The 18,212-nt window shown below is 70.9% G+C and carries 16 protein-coding genes; 3 read left to right on the forward strand and 13 right to left on the reverse strand.

Annotated features, from left to right (window positions below; translation table 11 throughout):
* Nucleotides 1–35: 35 nt before the first annotated feature.
* The 5 genes from prcA to arc form a co-directional block, all read right to left on the reverse strand.
* Complete coding sequence (prcA, locus tag ABD361_RS08630; RefSeq protein ID WP_344434253.1) at nt 36–770, reverse strand: proteasome subunit alpha; 735 nt, start codon at nt 768–770, stop codon at nt 36–38.
* A gap of 55 nt (nt 771–825) precedes the next feature.
* Complete coding sequence (gene prcB / locus ABD361_RS08635) at nt 826–1,668, reverse strand: proteasome subunit beta (RefSeq protein WP_344434254.1); 843 nt, start codon at nt 1,666–1,668, stop codon at nt 826–828.
* A 103-nt stretch (nt 1,669–1,771) separates the two neighbouring features.
* A complete protein-coding gene (locus ABD361_RS08640; RefSeq protein WP_344434255.1) occupies nt 1,772–1,990 on the reverse strand; it encodes a ubiquitin-like protein Pup in 219 nt (72 codons plus the stop codon).
* A 143-nt stretch (nt 1,991–2,133) separates the two neighbouring features.
* Nucleotides 2,134–3,645, reverse strand: a complete 1,512-nt coding sequence (gene dop / locus ABD361_RS08645; RefSeq protein ID WP_344434256.1) for a depupylase/deamidase Dop — start codon at nt 3,643–3,645, stop codon at nt 2,134–2,136.
* 359 nt (nt 3,646–4,004) lie between these two features.
* Entirely contained in the window at nt 4,005–5,771 is a 1,767-nt protein-coding gene (gene arc / locus ABD361_RS08650) for a proteasome ATPase (protein WP_344434257.1), read from the reverse strand.
* 242 nt (nt 5,772–6,013) lie between these two features.
* Here arc and ABD361_RS08655 point away from each other — a divergent pair, with 242 nt between their 5' ends.
* Nucleotides 6,014–6,310, forward strand: coding sequence for a ferredoxin (locus ABD361_RS08655; RefSeq protein WP_344434258.1), 297 nt, complete (start codon nt 6,014–6,016; stop codon nt 6,308–6,310).
* A gap of 36 nt (nt 6,311–6,346) precedes the next feature.
* Here the strand turns inward: ABD361_RS08655 and ABD361_RS08660 are convergent, their stop codons facing one another.
* The 3 genes from ABD361_RS08660 to ABD361_RS08670 all read right to left on the reverse strand — a co-directional run bounded on the left by ABD361_RS08660 (nt 6,347) and on the right by ABD361_RS08670 (nt 9,454).
* A complete protein-coding gene (locus ABD361_RS08660) occupies nt 6,347–6,922 on the reverse strand; it encodes a hypothetical protein (RefSeq protein WP_344434259.1) in 576 nt (191 codons plus the stop codon).
* Nucleotides 6,923–7,108: 186 nt separating this feature from the next.
* Entirely contained in the window at nt 7,109–7,996 is an 888-nt protein-coding gene (locus ABD361_RS08665) for a tRNA (adenine-N1)-methyltransferase (RefSeq protein ID WP_344434260.1), read from the reverse strand.
* Between the two features lie 228 nt (nt 7,997–8,224).
* Nucleotides 8,225–9,454, reverse strand: coding sequence for a site-2 protease family protein (locus ABD361_RS08670; protein ID WP_344434261.1), 1,230 nt, complete (start codon nt 9,452–9,454; stop codon nt 8,225–8,227).
* Between the two features lie 130 nt (nt 9,455–9,584).
* Between ABD361_RS08670 and ABD361_RS08675 the strand changes: the two genes are divergently transcribed.
* Nucleotides 9,585–10,523: a RecB family exonuclease gene (locus ABD361_RS08675; RefSeq protein WP_344434262.1), complete on the forward strand. Its 939-nt coding sequence runs from the start codon at nt 9,585–9,587 to the stop codon at nt 10,521–10,523.
* Nucleotides 10,524–10,538: 15 nt separating this feature from the next.
* Nucleotides 10,539–11,210, forward strand: coding sequence for a response regulator (locus ABD361_RS08680; protein WP_344434263.1), 672 nt, complete (start codon nt 10,539–10,541; stop codon nt 11,208–11,210).
* Nucleotides 11,211–11,294: 84 nt separating this feature from the next.
* Here the strand turns inward: ABD361_RS08680 and ABD361_RS08685 are convergent, their stop codons facing one another.
* The 5 genes from ABD361_RS08685 to ABD361_RS08705 form a co-directional block, all read right to left on the reverse strand.
* Nucleotides 11,295–12,887, reverse strand: coding sequence for an ABC transporter substrate-binding protein (locus tag ABD361_RS08685; protein ID WP_344434264.1), 1,593 nt, complete (start codon nt 12,885–12,887; stop codon nt 11,295–11,297).
* A 144-nt stretch (nt 12,888–13,031) separates the two neighbouring features.
* A complete protein-coding gene (locus ABD361_RS08690) occupies nt 13,032–14,624 on the reverse strand; it encodes an ABC transporter substrate-binding protein (RefSeq protein ID WP_344434265.1) in 1,593 nt (530 codons plus the stop codon).
* Between the two features lie 461 nt (nt 14,625–15,085).
* The gene (locus ABD361_RS08695) at nt 15,086–15,778 is read right to left on the reverse strand and encodes an HAD family hydrolase (protein WP_344434266.1); all 693 of its coding nucleotides are present in this window, start codon (nt 15,776–15,778) and stop codon (nt 15,086–15,088) included.
* Between the two features lie 158 nt (nt 15,779–15,936).
* Nucleotides 15,937–17,007 carry a PAC2 family protein gene (locus ABD361_RS08700; RefSeq protein ID WP_344434267.1) on the reverse strand — a complete coding sequence of 357 codons (1,071 nt, stop codon included), beginning with the start codon at nt 17,005–17,007 and terminating at the stop codon, nt 15,937–15,939.
* Nucleotides 17,008–17,150: 143 nt separating this feature from the next.
* Entirely contained in the window at nt 17,151–18,191 is a 1,041-nt protein-coding gene (locus ABD361_RS08705; protein WP_344434268.1) for a glycosyl hydrolase family 18 protein, read from the reverse strand.
* Nucleotides 18,192–18,212 lie beyond the last annotated feature (21 nt).

Raw genomic sequence — 18,212 nt, forward strand, 5'->3', positions numbered from 1 at the left:
CGGGGCGAAGGTGGTTGCGGCCACCGGCCGCAGAGCTACTCCTCCTCGGCCTCCGCCGCCGCGGCCGTCGTGTCGCCCTCCAGCAGGCGCGTGAGCTGGCGGCCCAGCAGGCGCTTGAACTTGCGCGTCTGGGGGCGCGTGCGGTCCAGGACCGCGACCTCCAGTTGCTCGGCGGTGAGCGTGCGCTCACTGCCGTTCGTGTCGCGCGCCAGCGACTCGACCGCCAGCTTCAGGGCCTCGGCGAGCGTCATGCCGTCGCGGTGCCGCTGGTCGAGGTAGTTGCTGATCTGGTCGGCGTTGCCGCCGACCGCGACCGAGCCGTGCTCGTCGACGATGGAGCCGTCGTGCGGCAGGCGGTAGATCTGGTCGTCCTCGGGGGCGGCCCCCACCTCGGCGACGATCAGCTCCACCTCGTACGGCTTCTCGCCGGCGCTGGAGAAGATGGTGCCCAGGGTCTGGGCGTAGACGTTGGCCAGGCCGCGGGCGGTGACGTCGCCCCGGTCGTAGGTGTAGCCGCGCAGGTCGGCGTAGCGGACGCCGCCGATGCGCAGGTTCTCGAACTCGTTGTACTTGCCGACCGCCGCGAAGGCGATGCGGTCGTAGATCTCGCTGACCTTGTGCAGGGCCCGGGACGGGTTCTCGGCGACGAAGAGGACACCGTCGGTGTACTGGAGGACCACGACGCTGCGGCCGCGCGCGATGCCCTTGCGGGCGTACTCGGCGCGGTCGGCCATGGCCTGCTGGGGTGAGACATAGAACGGCGTCGACACCGTTATCCGTCCCTTTCTGTCAGTGGAGGAGCGATCACGAAAGGTACCGCGGCGGCTAGAGCAGGGCGGCGCGCGGGCCGTCCGGTTCCTCGAGCCGCCGCTCGTGGACGGCACGGACGATGTCGGCGCTCTGGGGCTCGGTGAGCCTGCGGAAGCCCTCGTCGGTGATCACGGTGACGATCGGGTAGATGCGGCGGGCGAGGTCCGGCCCGCCGGTGGCGGAGTCGTCGTCGGCGGCGTCGTAGAGCGCCTGGACGACGAGCGTGGTGGCCTGCTGCTCGGTGAGGTCGTCCCGGTAGAGCTTCTTGAGCGCGCCGCGGGCGAACAGCGAGCCGGAGCCCGTGGCGGCGTAGCCGTGCTCCTCGGAACGGCCGCCGGTGACGTCGTAGGAGAAGATGCGGCCCTTCTCCCGGTCCACGTCCCAGCCGGCGAACAGCGGCACCACGGCCAGGCCCTGCATGGCCATGCCGAGGTTGCTGCGGATCATGGTCGACAGGCGGTTGGCCTTGCCCTCCAGCGAGAGCTGGACGCCTTCGACCTTCTCGAAGTGCTCCAGTTCCAGCTGGAAGAGCTTGACCATCTCCACGGCCAGGCCGGCGGTGCCGGCGATGCCCACCGCCGAGTACTCGTCGGCGGGGAAGACCTTCTCGATGTCGCGCTGCGCGATCACGTTGCCCATGGTGGCCCGCCGGTCACCGGCGAGGACGACCCCGCCGGGGAAGGACGCGGCGACGATGGTCGTGCCGTGCGGGGCCTCGATCACCCCCTGGGCGGGCAGCTGGCGGTTGCGGGGCAGCAGCTCCGGCTGGTGCTGGGCGAGGAAGTCCATGAAGGACGAGGAGCCCGGCGTCAGGAAGGCGGCCGGCAGGCGCCCGGTACTGGAGAAATTGGCTTCCACACGAATCCTTCGAAGAGATCTTGAAATTCTGCAGGGACCCTATCGCCGGGTCGCAAGGCGGCCGTCCCGTGCCCCGTGGGGGGCACGGGACGGCAGGCCCGCTCTACTGTCCGCCCTTTTGCACAAAGGATCGAACGAAGTCCTCGGCGTTCTCTTCGAGCACATCATCGATTTCGTCCAGCACGGAGTCCACGTCGTCCGACAGCTTCTCCTGGCGCTCCTTGAGGTCCTCCGAGACCTGCGCGTCCTGCGCCTGCTCCTCGGCCTCCTCCGTCGCACGCGTGGCCTTCTGCTGTCCGCCGCCGGTGTCCTTGGTCGCCATACCCCTCACCCCGCTCGGTCGATACGTGCACGAGACGTTCAAGATCAGACCCTACAAGCAGGGCCCGGGATCGGCCCTGCACTTCCTACAACGTCCCGGAGCCACCGGGATGATTCCCGTTTCCCCCGGTCCTCAGACCCCGCTCAGCCGCCGGAGAGCACCCGGACCAGGTCCTCGGCGGTGCGGCAGCGGTCCAGCAGCTCCTTGACGTGGTTGCGGGTGCCCCGCAGCGGCTCCAGGGTGGGGACCCGCTGGAGGGAGTCCCGGCCCGGGAGGTCGAAGATCACCGAGTCCCAGGAGGCCGCGGCCACGTCGTCGGCGTACTGCTCCAGGCAGCGGCCGCGGAAGTAGGCGCGGGTGTCCTCCGGCGGGGCCGTACGGGCCCGGGCCACCTCGGCCTCGTCCACCAGGCGCCGCACCTTGCCCCGGGCCGCCAGGCGGTTGTACAGACCCTTGTCGGCGCGCACGTCTGCGTACTGCAGGTCCACCAGGTGCAGCCGGGCCGCGTCCCAGTCCAGGCCGTCGCGCCGGCGGTAGCCCTCCAGCAGCTCCAGCTTGGCCACCCAGTCCAGCTCGCCGGCCAGGCTCATGGGGTCGCGCTCCAGGCGGCCGAGGACGTCCTCCCAGCGGCCGAGCACGTCCTTGGTCTGCTCGTCCGCGTCCGCGCCGAAGCGGTCCTGGACGTACTTGCGGGCCAGCTCGTAGTACTCCATCTGCAGTTGTACGGCCGTGAGCGTCCGGCCGCTGCGGAGCGTGACCAGGCGGCGCAGCGAGGGGTCGTGGCTGATCCGGTGGAGGGTGCGCACGGGCTGCTCGACGGCGAGGTCGGTGGTGATGAAGCCGTCCTCGATCATGGAGAGCACCAGGGCGGTGGTGCCGAGCTTGAGGTAGGTGGAGATCTCGGAGAGGTTGGCGTCCCCGATGATCACGTGCAGCCGGCGGTACTTCTCGGCGTCGGCGTGCGGCTCGTCGCGGGTGTTGATGATGGGCCGCTTGAGGGTGGTCTCCAGGCCCACCTCGACCTCGAAGTAGTCGGCGCGCTGGCTGATCTGGAAGCCGTGCTCGTGGCCGTCCTGGCCGATGCCGACCCGGCCCGCGCCGGCCACGACCTGGCGGGAGACGAAGAAGGGGGTCAGGTGGCGCACGATGTCCGAGAACGGGGTCTCCCGCTTCATCAGATAGTTCTCGTGCGTGCCGTAGGAGGCGCCCTTGTTGTCGGTGTTGTTCTTGTAGAGGTGGATGGGCTGGGCGCCGGGCAGCTGGGCGGCCCGCTCGGCGGCCTCGGCCATGATCCGCTCGCCGGCCTTGTCCCACAGGACGGCGTCGCGGGGATTGGTGACCTCGGGCGAGCTGTATTCGGGGTGGGCGTGGTCCACGTAGAGCCGGGCGCCATTGGTCAGGATGACATTGGCCAGGCCGATGTCCTCGTCGGTGAGCTGGCTGGCGTCCGCGGCCTCGCGGGCGAGGTCGAAGCCGCGGGCGTCCCGCAGCGGGTTCTCCTCCTCGAAGTCCCAGCGGGCACGGCGTGCCCGGTGCATCGCGGCCGCGTAGGCGTTGACGATCTGGGACGAGGTGAGCATGGCATTGGCGTTCGGGTGACCGGGGACGGAGATCCCGTACTCCGTCTCGATGCCCATTACTCGCCGTACGGTCATGCGGCCCTCCTTGCCCGGCGGCGCCCCCCGGTGGGGTCGGCGCTCAAGTACCGCTGCGCTTCCGGTCCGTATACGGTCCCCGATCCCCCCACGGCGCTTCTGCGGCGGTACCGAAGAGCCTAGAACGGGTTTGCGGCGCTGGGGAGATCATTACAGTCATTGCTGCGGTTCGCGCGGCGCGCGGGCGGCGGTGCCGTGCGCGTCCCACAGGTGGTGCAGGAGCGTGCGGGAGGATCCCCGGGAAGGTGCCGGTGGGGATCCGTGTGCAAAACACGTCCGGCTGCGGACGCCCTGGCCCTTCCCCCACCGGGGGCGGGGGAAGGAGGAACAACAGGGACATCCGCAGCCGGACGGCGGTGTTACAGGTACTGGCCGGTACTGGCCACGGTGTCGATGGAGCGGCCGGTGTCCGCGCCCTGCTTGCCGGTGACCAGGGTGCGGATGAAGACGATCCGCTCGCCCTTCTTTCCGGAGATGCGGGCCCAGTCGTCCGGGTTGGTGGTGTTCGGCAGGTCCTCGTTCTCCTTGAACTCGTCCACGCAGGCGGCGAGCAGGTGGGAGACGCGCAGACCCTTCTGGTTGTGGTCCAGGAACGCCTTGATCGCCATCTTCTTGGCCCGGTCGACGATGTTCTGGATCATCGCGCCGGAGTTGAAGTCCTTGAAGTAGAGGACTTCCTTGTCACCGTTGGCGTAGGTGACCTCCAGGAAGCGGTTCTCCTCGGACTCGGCGTACATCTGCTCGACGACCGACTGGATCATGCCCTCGATGGTGGCCCTGGCGTCCCCGCCGTGCTCGGCGAGGTCGTCGGCGTGCAGGGGCAGGGTCTCGGTCAGGTACTTCGAGAAGATGTCCTTGGCGGCCTCGGCGTCCGGGCGCTCGATCTTGATCTTCACGTCGAGCCGGCCGGGGCGCAGGATGGCCGGATCGATCATGTCCTCCCGGTTGGAGGCGCCGATCACGATCACGTTCTCCAGGCCCTCCACGCCGTCGATCTCGGAGAGCAGCTGGGGGACGATGGTGTTCTCCACGTCCGAGCTGACCCCGGAGCCACGGGTGCGGAAGAGGGAGTCCATCTCGTCGAAGAAGACGATCACGGGCGTGCCCTCGCTGGCCTTCTCCCGGGCGCGCTGGAAGATCAGCCGGATGTGCCGCTCGGTCTCGCCGACGTACTTGTTGAGCAGCTCGGGGCCCTTGATGTTCAGGAAGAAGCTCTTCCCCGCGGGCTTGCCGGTGACCTCCGCGACCTTCTTGGCAAGGGAGTTGGCCACGGCCTTGGCGATGAGCGTCTTGCCGCAGCCGGGCGGCCCGTACAGCAGCACGCCCTTGGGCGGCCGCAGTTCGTGCTCCTTGAACAGGTCCGGGTAGAGGTACGGCAGCTCGACCGCGTCGCGGATCAGCTCGATCTGGTTGCCCAGACCGCCGATCTTGCTGTAGTCGATGTCCGGGACCTCTTCGAGGACGAGTTCCTCGACCTCGCTCTTGGGGATGACCTCGTAGACGTAGCCGGAACGGGGCTCCAGCAGCAGGGCGTCGCCGGGGCGGATGGTGGTGTCCAGCAGCGGCTCGGCGAGCCGCACCACCCGCTCCTCGTCGGTGTGCCCTATCACCAGGGCGCGTTCGCCGTCCTCGAGGACCTCCTTGAGGGTGACGATGTCGCCGTGCCGCTCGAACGCCATGGCCTCGACCACGTTGAGCGCCTCGTTGAGCATGACCTCCTGGCCGGGGCGCAGGTCCTCCGCCTCGACGCTGGGACTGACGTTCACCCGGAGCTTGCGGCCCCCGGTGAAGACGTCGGCGGTGCCGTCCTCGTTGGCCGTCAGGAAGACGCCGAAGCCGGCCGGCGGCTGGGCGAGCCGGTCGACCTCCTCCTTGAGGGCCACGATCTGGTCGCGGGCCTCACGGAGCGTGTTCGCGAGCCGTTCGTTCTGAGCGGAGACGCCGGCCAGGTTGGTCTGGAGCTCGACGATCCGCTCCTCGAGAATCCTCGTGTGACGCGGAGAGTCGGCGAGCTTGCGTCGCAGGACGGCGATCTCCTGCTCGAGATAGGCAACCTGGCCCGCGGGGTCGTCGGACCCCCGCCCCGGCCGGATGCCGCGGTTGATGTCGTCGTCGTGGGCTGCCACGGTCCTCACCTCCTCCAAGGGGAGCTGGACGCTTCCTGACCCTACCTGGGCCGGTGCAGGTTGAAACCCCTAGATCACAAACCCGGTCGGAGTGTGTCCGATCTTCACCCTTGCGCACGTCCTCACGTGAGGGGAATACCCACCCATCAACATCGGAAAGCGGGCGGTTGTATCGTCGACTCGGTCAACACCCGTCAGGGCTGGCTCCAATTGGTTCACGAATGCAGGAAACGGCAGGCGAGATGACTGTGCGGGACGACGGACTCGACGAGCTCGAGGTCTGGATCGACCAGGACCTGTGCACCGGCGACGGCATCTGCGCGCAGTACGCCCCCGAGATCTTCGAGCTCGACATCGACGGGCTGGCCTACGTGAAGAGCCCCGACGACGAGCTGCTCCAGGACAAGGGTGCCACCACGCCCGTCCCGCTGCCGCTGCTGAACGACGTGCGCGACTCGGCGAAGGAGTGCCCCGGCGACTGCATCCACGTCCGCCGCGTCGCCGACAAGGTCGAGGTGTACGGGCCCGACGCTCCGTAGCCGGGGCACCGGTCGCGCGTGACGGTCGGTGACCGGTCAGGCCGCCTCGGACACCGGCAGGGCGCCCAGGACGAACTTCCCGCCGCGCCAGTGCCACTTGACCGCCCGGCGCAGATCCGGGCAGCAGCGCGGCACCCCGGCCGAGGAGTAGCCGAGCAGGGTGGCCGAAACCGTCCCCGCGGCCGCCTGCAGGCCCGTCACGCTCATCCGCTGCCGGGGGTCCACCAAGGTGGCCAGCACCCGGGGCGAGCCGCCGGGCGCCTGCGGTGCCCCCAGGACGTACACGCCGCTGGGCGGGGTGCCCGCCCCCGAGTGGCAGCGCACCGCCACGGCCGTCTCCGGCCGCCCGTCCCGGTCGAGGTCGGCCGCGGCCGTGCCGGTCACCTCCACGCCCGCCGGCCCGCACTCCAGCGGGTAGCGGGCGGCCGCCGGATCGGGCGCCGGCAGCGGCGCCGGCGCGGCGGGCGCCTTTGCGGTCGCGACGGGCTCGGCGTGGTCCTCGGCGGGTCCGGCCAGCGCGGCGCCGAGGACCGTGCCGGCCACCGCGGCCGCGGTGACCACCCAGTGCACGGGCCGGGAGCGGGTGTGCGGGAGGGACGCCGACGGCTGCACGCGCGCTGACTCCTGACGAGGTGGGGGCTGCAAGGACGGAAATCTTCCGCATCGTGCCACACGGGCCCGCGCCGCGGAAGCGCGGGCCCGGGCCCGCGCACCGCCCAACGTACGCGCGCCGCCGCCGAGTTCCGCGGTGCGCGGTACTCGGCGGCGGCGCGTGTTCGTTGCGTGCCGTGGTGGGCGTCAGCCCTTGTTCGGGCCCTCGTAGTCCTCGCCGTAGGCGCCCTTGGCGGGCCGGCGGCGGCGCATCGGGGGCTCCACGCCGTCGGCCAGGCGACGGGCGGTGACCAGGAAGCCGGTGTGGCCGATCATGCGGTGGTCGGGGCGCACGGCCAGACCCTCGACGTGCCAGTTGCGGATCATGGATTCCCAGGGCTGCGGCTCGGCGAAGCAGCCGATCTCCCGGATGGACTCCACCGTCCGCGCCAGCTGCGTGGTCGTGGCCACGTAGCAGCACAGGATGCCGCCGGGGACCAGCGCCTTGGAGACGGCCTCCAGGCACTCCCAGGGGGCGAGCATGTCGAGGATCACGCGGTCGACGTCGGTGTCCGACAGGTTGTCCTGCAGATCGCCGACGGTCAGCTGCCAGGCGGGGTGCGGACCGCCGAAGTAGCGCTCCACGTTCGCCTGGGCGATCTCGGCGAAGTCGGCGCGGCGCTCGTAGGAGTGCAGCATGCCCTGGTCGCCGATGGCGCGCAGCAGGAAGCTCGACAGCGAGCCGGAGCCCACTCCGGCCTCGACGACGCGCGCGCCGGGGAAGATGTCGGCGAAGGCCAGGATCTGCCCCGCGTCCTTCGGGTAGACCACGGCGGCACCGCGGGGCATGGACAGGACGTAGTCGGGGAGCAGGGGACGCAGCGCGAGGTACGCGACGTTCCCCGTGGTGCGGACAACACTGCCCTCGGGCGCGCCGATCAGCTCGTCGTGGGGGAAGGAACCCTTGTGGGTGTGGAAATTCTTCCCGGCCTCGAGAGTGAACGTGTAGTGGCGCCCCTTGGGGTCGGTGAGCTGGACCTGGTCCCCGACCTGGAAGGGCCCGCGACGGCGGGCGGCACCGGTCGGTTCGGACATGTGACCAGCCTACCGGGTGGCCTGCGGCCCGCTGACCACACGTGGTCCCTGTGGGCCCGGCGCCTGCGCTCCGGGGGCTGCGCCCCGTAGGGGCGCGGGGAACTGCGCGATCGGCCACCGGCGGCCCGCGGTCGACGATCTGCAGGCGCGTCGTGGCTTGTCGCGCAGTTCCCCGCGCCCCTGCGGGGCGCCGTGGTGGCCCGTGGCGAAAATCCGCCGGGCCGTCCGCTAGGACGAGGGGCGGGCCATTGCGGCCACGAAGGCTCGTTCGACGTCCGTCGTGGACAGGACGCCGTACACCTCGCCGCTCTCCTCCACCACCAGGTACTCCGTCGCCGGAACCGTCCGCAGCGCGTCGAGCAGGTCCTCGCCCGCCAGGGCGGCCGGCAGGCGCATCCCGTCGGTGATCTCCTGGGCGAGCGTGCCGGACTGCACCCACGGGCGCCGGTGCTCGGGGACGCCGCCGATGGCGGCCTCGCGGACGATGGCGGTGGGGGTGCCCTGCCCGTCGACGACGACCAGCGCGCGGGCCCCCGCCTCGTGGGCCCGGCGCAGGGCCTCCGACAGCGGCGTGGCGGCGGTGACGGGCACGGCGCGCCGGGTCAGGGTGCGGGCGCGCAGTCCGGGCAGGTGCTCGCGCAGGCGGGCCATGCGCAGGCTGTTGCCGGCGCCGGTCCAGATGATCGCGGCGAGGATGGCGGCGAGCATGGCGTCGGTGAGCACGTCGACGCCGCGGAGGTTCTCGGTGTCGCCGCCGCGGGTGAGCAGGGGCAGCCCTATGAGGACGGCGACGGCGAGCGCGCGGCCGACCCAGGCGGCGGCGACGGTGCCGGTCATGGGGCGTCCGCTGATCTTCCAGACGACGGCGCGCAGCATGCGGCCGCCGTCGAGCGGCAGGCCGGGCAGCAGGTTGAAGGCGGCGACGAGGAGGTTGGAGATCATCAGGCCGCCGAGCAGGACGCCGGGGACGGTGCCGGCCTCGACGCCGCGCATGCCGAGGTAGAAGACGCCGGCGAGGGCGAGGGAGAGCAGGGGGCCGACGAAGGCGAGGACGAATTCGCGGCCGGGGCTCTCGCTCTCCTTCTCGATCTCGGAGACGCCGCCGAAGAACTGCAGCTTGATGCGGCGCACCGGCAGCTTGAAGCAGAGGGCGGCGACGGTGTGGGCGAGCTCGTGGACGAGGACGGAGCCGTAGAAGGCGACGGCGAAGAAGAGGGCGACCAGGTAGCGGATCGCGCCGAGGTCGGGCAGCACGCGTTCGAGCTGGCCGCCGAAGACCCAGGTGATCAGGGCGGCGACCAGGAACCAGCTGGGGGCGACGTAGACGGGCACGCCGAAGGGCCGGCCCATGAGGATGCCGCCGCCGCTCTCGCGGGGGCGAGGCGGCTTGGGGTCCTCGGGCCCGGCCGGTCGGCCGGCTTCTTCGCCGCCGCTGCGCCCCTGCCCGCTGTTGTCCACGGTGTCCCCTCGTTCCGTCCGGCTCCCGCCGCCCGTCCCGGGCGCTTTCAAGATCATCATGCAGTCTTCGGACGCCTACGGTCGATGGTATGCGGACTGCAGCTGCCGGTGGGCCGTAGGGTTCTCTGTCATGGAGAGCGCCCCCGACCCTTCCGCCGCCCCCGCCCGCACCGGGCGCACGGCCGCGCTGTCGCCGTCGCGCGCGGCCGATTTCATGCGGTGCCCACTGCTGTACCGCTTCCGGGTGATCGACCGGCTGCCGGAGAAGCCGAGCGCCGCGGCCACGCGGGGCACGGTGGTGCACGCGGTGCTCGAGCGGCTGTTCGACGCCCCGGCCGCGGAGCGGACGCCGGCGCGGGCGCAGGGCCTGCTGCCGGGCGAGTGGGAGAAGCTGCTGGCGGCCCGGCCGGAGCTGGCCGAGCTCTTCCTCGGCGAGGACGGCGCCCACGACCCCGAGCGGCTGGCCGGGTGGCTGGCGGAGGCCGGCCGCCTGGTCGAGCGCTGGTTCACCCTGGAGGACCCGACCCGGCTGGAGCCCGCCGAGCGGGAGCTGTACGTGGAGACGGTGCTGCCGGACGTCGGGGAGGCGGGGCTGACGCTGCGCGGCATCGTCGACCGGGTGGACGTGGCGCCGAGCGGCGACGTGCGGATCGTCGACTACAAGACGGGCAAGGCGCCCGGGCCGCAGTACCGGGCCGAGCCGCTGTTCCAGATGAAGTTCTACGCGCTGGTGATGTGGCGCACCGGCGGCCGGGTGCCGCGCCGGCTGCAGCTGGTCTACCTGGGCAGCGGGGACGTGCTGACGTACGACCCGGTCGAGGCGGAGCTGCTGGCGGTGGAGCGCAAGCTGCGCGCCCTGTGGGAGGCCATCTCGCTGGCGACCGAGACGGGCGACTGGCGGCCGCGGCCGACGAAGCTGTGCGGCTGGTGCGACCACCGGGCCCGTTGCCCGGAGTTCGGCGGCACTCCCCCGCCGTACCCGCTGCCGCTGCCGGCGCAGCGCCCGGCGGGCGAGGACGGACCGGCTGCCCCGGCCGAGGACGGTCAGGGCAGAATGGACACGGTCTAGCGAAGGAGTGTTCCTGTGGCGATCCGGGTCCTATTGGTCGACGACCAGCCGCTGCTGCGCACCGGCTTCCGCATGATCCTGGAGGCCGAGCAGGATCTGGTCGTGGTCGGCGAGGCCGGCGACGGCCTGCAGGCGCTGGACCAGGTCCGCGCGCTGCAGCCGGACGTGGTGCTGATGGACATCCGGATGCCCCGCATGGACGGCGTGGAGGCCACCCGCCAGATCACCGGGCCGGACCGCAAGGGCCCGGCGAAGGTGCTGGTGCTGACCACGTTCGATCTGGACGAGTACGTGGTGGAGGCACTGCGCGCGGGTGCGAGCGGCTTCCTGCTCAAGGACGCCCCCGCCCATGAGCTGGTGCAGGCGATCCGGGTGGTGGCGGGCGGCGAGGCGATGCTGGCGCCGAGCATCACGCGGCGGCTGCTGGACAAGTACGCCGGTCATCTGCCGTCGGGCGAGGAGCCGCTGCCGGACAACCTGGGCACGCTCACCGAGCGCGAGGTCGAGGTGCTCAAGCTGGTGGCCCGCGGCCTGTCGAACGCGGAGATCGCCGCCGACCTGTTCGTGAGCGAGACCACGGTCAAGACGCACGTGGGGCACGTGCTGACGAAGCTGGGGCTGCGCGACCGGGTGCAGGCGGCGGTGTACGCCTACGAGAGCGGTCTGGTGCGCCCCGGCGCGCAGTGAGCGAAGCGGCGAACGCGTAAAGGGCGGGCCCCCGGCAGGGGGCCCGCCCTCTTGCTGTGCCGGCGTGGTGCGTGCCGGCCCGGCTCAGTCCTTCTTGGTCTTGCTGATCTCCCAGAACCGGAAGACGGTCGAGGCGTCGAGGGTCCACTGCAGGCCGGAGATGTTCTCGTTGGCCACCGCGTACTGCTTGCCCTGCCACAGCGGGAGGATGGGCAGGTCCTGGGCGACGGTGGTCTGCAGCTTGGCGAAGTCGCCGACGGTGGCGGCGCGGCTGCCCTGGGCGGCGGTGGCCGGCAGGATCGCCGCGATGTCCTTCGACTGGTAGTTGTTGGCGAGGACGTTGTCGTCGCCGAAGAACGGCGCGGTGAAGTTGTCGGGGTCCGGGAAGTCGGGCACCCAGCCCTTGACGTAGACGGCGTACTTGCCGGCCGCGATGTCCTTCTCGTACTGGTCGATGGGGGCGGTCTGGACGTCCGCCTCGAACAGGCCGCTCGCGTTGAGCTGCTTGGCTATCTCCTGGAACTCCGCGACGGTGGCCGGGCCGTAACGGACCGGGGTGGCCCACAGGGTGAGCTTGACCTTGCCGCTGATGCCCGCCGAGTGCAGGGCGTCGGCGGCCTTCGCGGGCTGCGGCCGGTCGCCGTAGATGTCGAAGAACGGCGTCTTGTGGCCGGTGATGCCACTGGGGACCACCGAGTACAGCGGCTCGGCGGTGCGCTTGTAGACGTCGCGCACCAGGGCGCTGCGGTCGATGAGGTAGGCGATGGCCTTGCGCACGCCGGCCTTGCCGACGACCGGGTCCTTGAGGTTGAAGACCAGGTGCTGGACCTCGGCGCTGTTGCCCTCGACGACCGTCAGGGCGCCCTTGGCGCCGGAGGTGGTCTCCAGGTCGGCGAGGTCCTTCATGGCGAGGCCTCGGTAGGCGAGGTCGACGTCGCCCTTCTGCACGGCGGACTTCAAGGAGCCCTGGTCGCCGTGGAAGAACTTCAGGGTCATGCCCTTGTTCTGCACGGTGGCCGGGCCCTTGTAGGAGCCGTTGACCTTGAAGACGGCCTTCGTCTTGTCGAAGGAGTCCAGCGTGTAGACCCCGGAGCCGACGGCCTTGCCGTCGGTGCGCAGCTTGTCGGCCGGGTACTCGGTGTGGTCGACGATCGAGCCGGCACCGGAGGCGATCTTCTGGGGGAAGGTGGCGTCCGAGCGCTTGAGCTTGAAGACGACGGTCGACTTGTCCGGCGTCTGGATGTCCCCGATGGAGGAGAGCATCGGACCCGCCGGACCGTCCTTGTCGTTGATCTTCAGCGTGCGGCGGAAGGAGAAGGCGACGTCCTCGGAGGTGAGGGGGTGGCCGTTGCTGAACTTCAGCCCGTCCTGGAGGGTGCACTGGTAGACGGTGCTGCCCTCGTCCTTGAACTTGCACTGCTTGGCGGCGTCCGGCTGGGGCGTGGTGCTGCCCTTGGGGAAGCTCATCAGCGACTGGAAGACGTTGTTGAACAGCAGCCAGGATCCCGGGTCGTAACCGGAGGCCGGGTCGGTGGCGAGCACCTCGTCCGACATCCCCATGACCACCGACTCCCCGGTGCCGGCCGCCTTGCCGTCCTCCGATCCGCACCCGCTGAGCAGGGCGGCGGCGAGCCCCGCGGTGAGCGGGGCGGCGAGCCACTGGTCACGTTTCCTCACGTGCACGTTCCTCACAGTTCTTTGTTCGCTGAAGAGACGGTCTTGAACGGTGTTGAGCTGTAAAGCGTGTGGAGCTGGTGGTGCGGTGGTGCTGGTGTTGCGGTGGTGCGGGTGCGTGTCGGGTGATACGCGGGGGTTACGGGGTCAGGAACCGCTGCCGAGCTCCCACGGCTGCAGTTCGGAGGCGGCGTTGAGCGCCCACTCCGCCCCGGTGACCTTCTCGCGCACGGCCACGTACTGCTTGCCCTGCCACAGGGGCAGCACCGGGACGTCGTCGGCGACGATGTCCTGCACCTGCTGGAAGATGCGGGCGGCGGCGTCGCGCTGCGAGGACAGCCGCGACTGGGGGATCAGGTCGTTGATGATCTTCGGGTTCTTGTAGCTGGACCCGAGGAAGTTGTTCTTGCCGACGAAGGGGTCGACGTAGTTGTCGGGGTCCGGGAAGTCGGGGAACCAGCCCATGCCGTAGACGGCGTACTTGCCCTTGGCGGACTCCGGCCGGAAGTCGGCCCACTTCACGCCCTGCAGCTTGGCGTCGAACAGGCCGCTGCCGTTCAGCTGCTTCTGCAGCGTCTTGAACGACTTCTCCGTCGTCTCGCCGTAGTGGTCGGTGGTGTAGGTGAGCGTCAGCGGCACCGGCGTGGTGATGTTCGCGTCCCGCAGGATGGCGCGCGCCTTGGCGGCGCTGGGCTCGCCGTACTTGTTGGAGAAGGAGTTCTGGTGGCCCGTGAGGCCCACGGGCACCACCGAGTACAGCGGCTCGCTGGTGCGCTGGTAGTCGTCGCGGGTGAGCGCCTGGCGGTCGACCAGCTGGGCGACGGCCTGCCGCACGGCCTTGTTCTTGACCGAGGAGTCGTCGGTGTTGAACGCCAGGTAGCTGATCTCCTGGCCGGGCGACTCCAGCAGGCGGATGCTCTTGTCGTTGCCGGCGCGCAGGCGGCCGATCTGCTCGGGCAGCAGGGCCCGGTTCATCATGTCGATGTCACCGGACTTCAGCGCCTTCTCCATGGCCTTGGAGTCGTCGTAGAAGCGCAGCTCGACCTTGTCGTTCTGCAGCTTCAGCGGGCCCTTGTAGTCCGGGTTCTTCGTCAGGGTGGCCTTGACGACGCGGTCGTCCTTGACCTCGGTCTTCAGGCTGTACGGGCCGGAACCGACGGTCTTGAAGCCGTTGCCGAGCTTGTCCTTCGCGTAGGACTCGCTGTCGACGATGGCGGCGGCCGGGGTGGCTATCTTCTGCGGGAAGGTGGCGTCCGGCGACTTGAGGTGGAAGACGACCTCGCGCTCGCTGGGGGTCTCCACCTTGTCGATGTTGCTCAGCAGGGAGACGGGGCCGTTCTCGAAGTTGATGGCCCGGGCACGGTCGATGGAGAACTTGACGTCCTCGGCGGTGAGCGCGTGGCCGTTGGTGAACTTCAGGCCCTCGCGCAGGGTGCAGCGGAACTGCTCGCTGTTGCGGTCGCCGAAGGCGCACTTCTCGGCGGCGTCGGCGATGGGCGCGGTGCCCGAGCGCGGCAGCCGCAGCAGCGTCTGGAAGGTGCTGTGGAGCACGTTCCAGGCGCCGATGTCGTACGCGGCGGCCGGGTCGAAGGGCGCCGGCGCGTCCGTGGTCTCCTCGAACCGGTCGGTCGTTCCGATGACGATGGCGTTGTCCTTGCCGGATCCCGTCCCGCCACAGGCGACGAGTACGGGCGCCAGCAGGCCTGCCACGGTCGGCAGGACCAGCGTCTTGCGGTTCATTGTCGGGGTTCTCCCTGTGGTGCGTTCGGTGCCCGGACCCTACCGATTGCGGAGTGCCGGTCAAACGGGCAGCCGTGAAGTTCTCGCGAAGAGATTAGTGCGCATGGCCACTGCATCCGGAACACGGTGAAGTTGATGCAATATCACGCACTGATAACACCCCGGGGATGTCCGATATCCGGACGGTGGAACGATTCCGGCACTGGATGATCAAATGGGACAGAAGGGCCCGCCGAAAGCCCCGTGACACCCCGTCCGGACCCGCGCAAGCCGCCGCGCCGCCCCCGCGGGCGGTGACGAACGTCACGCCGCGGGGCCCTTCACCGGCCGCGGGAATTCAGCCAGCACATTCGTCACGGAAAACACTCGTTCAAACGCCCAGAGTTTCTCCGCAGCGCTCGATGATCAAGCCGGCGAGTGATCAAGGCGCGGGCGATCAACCGGCGATCAACCGGCGGTGATCAAGCCGTGATCAGACCGCGGAGAAAAGAGAGATCCACTTCCTCGAGCGAACCCACGACGGTGCGCCCGACCGCCGGCGGGATCGGCGCCACCGAGGGCACCGCCACCACCCGGCAGCCCGCCGCCTCCGCCGCGGTGACACCGGTCATCGTGTCCTCGATGACCGCGCACCGGGCCGGGTCCGCGCCGAGCCGGGCGGCGGCCAGAAGGTAGGGGTCGGGGTGCGGCTTGGTGCGGCTCATCTCGTCGCCCGCCACCGTCAGCGTGAAGTGCTCCGGGCCCAGGGTCGCCAGCACGCGGTCGATGATCTGCCGGTGGGAGGCCGAGACCAGGGCCGTGGGCACCTCGTGGGCGGCCAGCTCGGCCAGCAGCCGGCGGGCGCCCGGCATCATCGGCACGCCCCGCCCGATCATCTGGGAGAAACGGGTGTTCAGCAGCGCGCTGAGCTCGGCCACGGCGATCCGGGCCCCCGTCGCCTTGATCAGGAAGGCGGCGCTGCGGGCCATCGGCCCGCCGACGACCACTTCCCGCCACTCCTCCAGCAGCTGGTGCCCCAGCTCCTCGAAGACGGCGACCTCCACCTCCCACCAGAAGCCCTCGGTGTCGACCAGGGTGCCGTCCATGTCGAGCAGGACGGCCTGCAGGGCGGGCGTCGTCGAACGAGTGTCCACTGCGGGAATGCTGCTGGTCATCCGCACACCTCCTGAGGGGCCAGAAGGCCGGCCCCCCACCCGCATCGGGTGACGAACCGGCCTTCACCGGGCAGACAAGTGTACGGCGGACCCCCTGGGCGCGTCCCGTCGATATTTGCACGACCGGGACGCCGTACGACGGTCGGTCCTCGCCGCGGTCAGTCCTCGCCGCGGCCCTCGCCCCGGCCCTTGCCCCGCCCCTCCGGGTCCTCCTCGGGCCCCGCGGACTCCCCCTCGTCGTCCTTGGCCGGCGGCCGCGAGGGCCGCGTGCGGCCGCTGGCGGTGTCCCGCAGGTACGAGGAGTCCTTGCCGCCCTCGGTCAGCCCCGGCTCGGCGGCCAGCCCGCCCGGCGTCCCGGGCTGGCCCGGCTGCCCCGGCTGGCCGTCCCGGCGGCGCAGGTACCGCTCGAACTCGCGGGCGATGGCCTCGCCGGACGCCTCGGGCAGGTCCGCGGTGTCACGGGCCTCCTCCAGCGACTGGACGTACTCGGCGACCTCGCTGTCCTCCGCCGCCAGCTGGTCCACGCCGCGCTGCCAGGCGCGCGCGTCCTCGGGCAGCTCGCCCTGCGGGATGCGCAGGTCGATCAGGTCCTCCAGGCGGTTGAGCAGGGCCAGGGTCGCCTTCGGGTTCGGCGGCTGGGAGACGTAGTGCGGCACCGCGGCCCACAGGCTCACCGCCGGGACCCCGGCGTGCGTGCACGCCTCCTGGAGAATGCCGACGATGCCGGTCGGGCCCTCGTAGCGGGACTCCTCCAGATCCATGGTGCGGGCCAGGTCCGGGTCGGAGGTCACACCGCTGACCGGCACCGGCCGGGTGTGCGGGGTGTCCCCGAGCAGCGAACCGAGGATCACCACCATCTCCACGCCCAGCTCGTGGGCGAAGCCCAGGATCTCGTTGCAGAACGACCGCCAGCGCATGCTGGGTTCGATGCCGCGCACCAGGACGAGGTCGCGCGGGCTGCCGCCGCCGGCGTCCTGGGCGCGCACCACGGACAGCCGGGTGGTCGGCCAGGTGATCCTGCGGACTCCGCCGTCCAGCCAGACGGTCGGCCGGTTGACCTGGAAGTCGTAGTAGTCCTCCGCGTCGAGCGCGGCGAAGACCTCGCCCTTCCACTCCCGGTCGAGGTGTGCCACCGCGCCGGAGGCGGCGTCACCGGCGTCGTTCCAGCCCTCGAAGGCACAGATCATGACCGGGTCGATCAGCTCGGGAACCCCCTCAAGCTCGATCACCCAGCGCCTCCTTCCGACCGGGGCGCGCGGCCCGTTGCCGCGCCACCGCCGGTTGCCGTTCGTGCCATTGCCGTCGTCTTGCGTGTGCCCCAAGCCTACGACTTCGGCGACCCCCCTTCGCAGCCCCCAAGGGGGAGGCACTTTCAGCCACGCATGCCCCATCCGGCCCGGTAGGCGCGCCAGTCCGCCTCGGTGGCCGCGAAGTCCACGTACAGCGCGAGGCCGAAGGTGCGGCGCCGGCGATCCTCGCGGCTCAGGCCCAGCCGGGCGCCGCGCACGGCGGCCGCCGCGGTCTCCGCGCGGCTCTGATGGCCCCAGTTGTCGGTGTGGTAGAAGGGCACGCCCATCAGCAGGTCGGTGCCGGCGGGCGTGACCTGCAGGGCGAGCCGGGTCTGCTGGGCCACGTAGCCGCCGTAGAGGTTCTCCCACGGCAGCGCCGTGTCGTACGACATGACGGCGATCTGGTCCACGCGCCGGGCCACCCGGCCGAAGTAGGACTGCGTCCACCACTTGGGGCTGCCCAGCGCCCCGGCGGCCGTGTGCATCGAGGGCAGCGGGTCGATCTGCTGGGCGGCCACCGACAGCGGCCCGCCCTCGGCCCGTACGGCCGGGCGCAGGGCGTCCAGCAGGGCCAGGTAGTCGCGGTCCCCGGTGCGCACCGGTTCGACGTCCAGGTGCACGCCCTCGAAGCCGGCGCGCATCACCTGCCGGGCGCTGGCGACGACCTTCTCGCGGGCAGTGGGCGAGCCCAGCCACAGGCCGCCGCCCTGGCCGCGGCCGGTCAGCTTGTCGCCCAGCCAGGCCTGCACCCGCACCCCGGGCAGCTCGCGGTGCACGGCCTCCAGCAGCCGGCCGGCGCCCCGGTACGCGGAGGCCGGCAGGCTGCCGTCGTGCTCCAGGGGGCCTGCGTGCACGTACAGGTCGCGGATGCCGGTGCCGGCGATCCTCTTCTTGAGCGCGGCGAGGTCCGCGTCGCGCTTGCGGCCGTCCACCCAGGCGTGGCCGAGCCAGAGGGCGTCCCTGCCCCGGGTGACGGCGTCCTGCGCGGGCGAGCCGGCATACGAGGCACGCAGCGCGCTGCCTGCGGTGACGACCGGCACCAGCACCAGCAGCGCCACGGCGACCGCCAGGCGCAGCGCGATCCGTTTGAGCAGTGCCCTGCGGCCGGTGTTCGACCGTTTCATCGCGCCCCCCCTCTTCTTTTC

It is taken from the genome of Streptomyces luteosporeus (assembly GCF_039532865.1).
Taxonomy (GTDB): Bacteria; Actinomycetota; Actinomycetes; order Streptomycetales; family Streptomycetaceae; genus Streptomyces; species Streptomyces luteosporeus.

Bases quoted from the DNA above. Each gene is read 5' to 3' on its own strand.
- ABD361_RS08640 (WP_344434255.1), bottom strand. From the start codon at position 1,990: ATGGCGACCAAGGACACCGGCGGCGGACAGCAGAAGGCCACGCGTGCG.
- dop (WP_344434256.1), bottom strand. From the start codon at position 3,645: ATGACCGTACGGCGAGTAATGGGCATCGAGACGGAGTACGGGATCTCC.
- ABD361_RS08655 (WP_344434258.1), top strand. From the start codon at position 6,014: ATGACTGTGCGGGACGACGGACTCGACGAGCTCGAGGTCTGGATCGAC.
- ABD361_RS08665 (WP_344434260.1), bottom strand. From the start codon at position 7,996: ATGTCCGAACCGACCGGTGCCGCCCGCCGTCGCGGGCCCTTCCAGGTC.
- ABD361_RS08675 (WP_344434262.1), top strand. From the start codon at position 9,585: ATGGAGAGCGCCCCCGACCCTTCCGCCGCCCCCGCCCGCACCGGGCGC.
- ABD361_RS08690 (WP_344434265.1), bottom strand. From the start codon at position 14,624: ATGAACCGCAAGACGCTGGTCCTGCCGACCGTGGCAGGCCTGCTGGCG.
- ABD361_RS08695 (WP_344434266.1), bottom strand. From the start codon at position 15,778: ATGACCAGCAGCATTCCCGCAGTGGACACTCGTTCGACGACGCCCGCC.
- ABD361_RS08705 (WP_344434268.1), bottom strand. From the start codon at position 18,191: ATGAAACGGTCGAACACCGGCCGCAGGGCACTGCTCAAACGGATCGCG.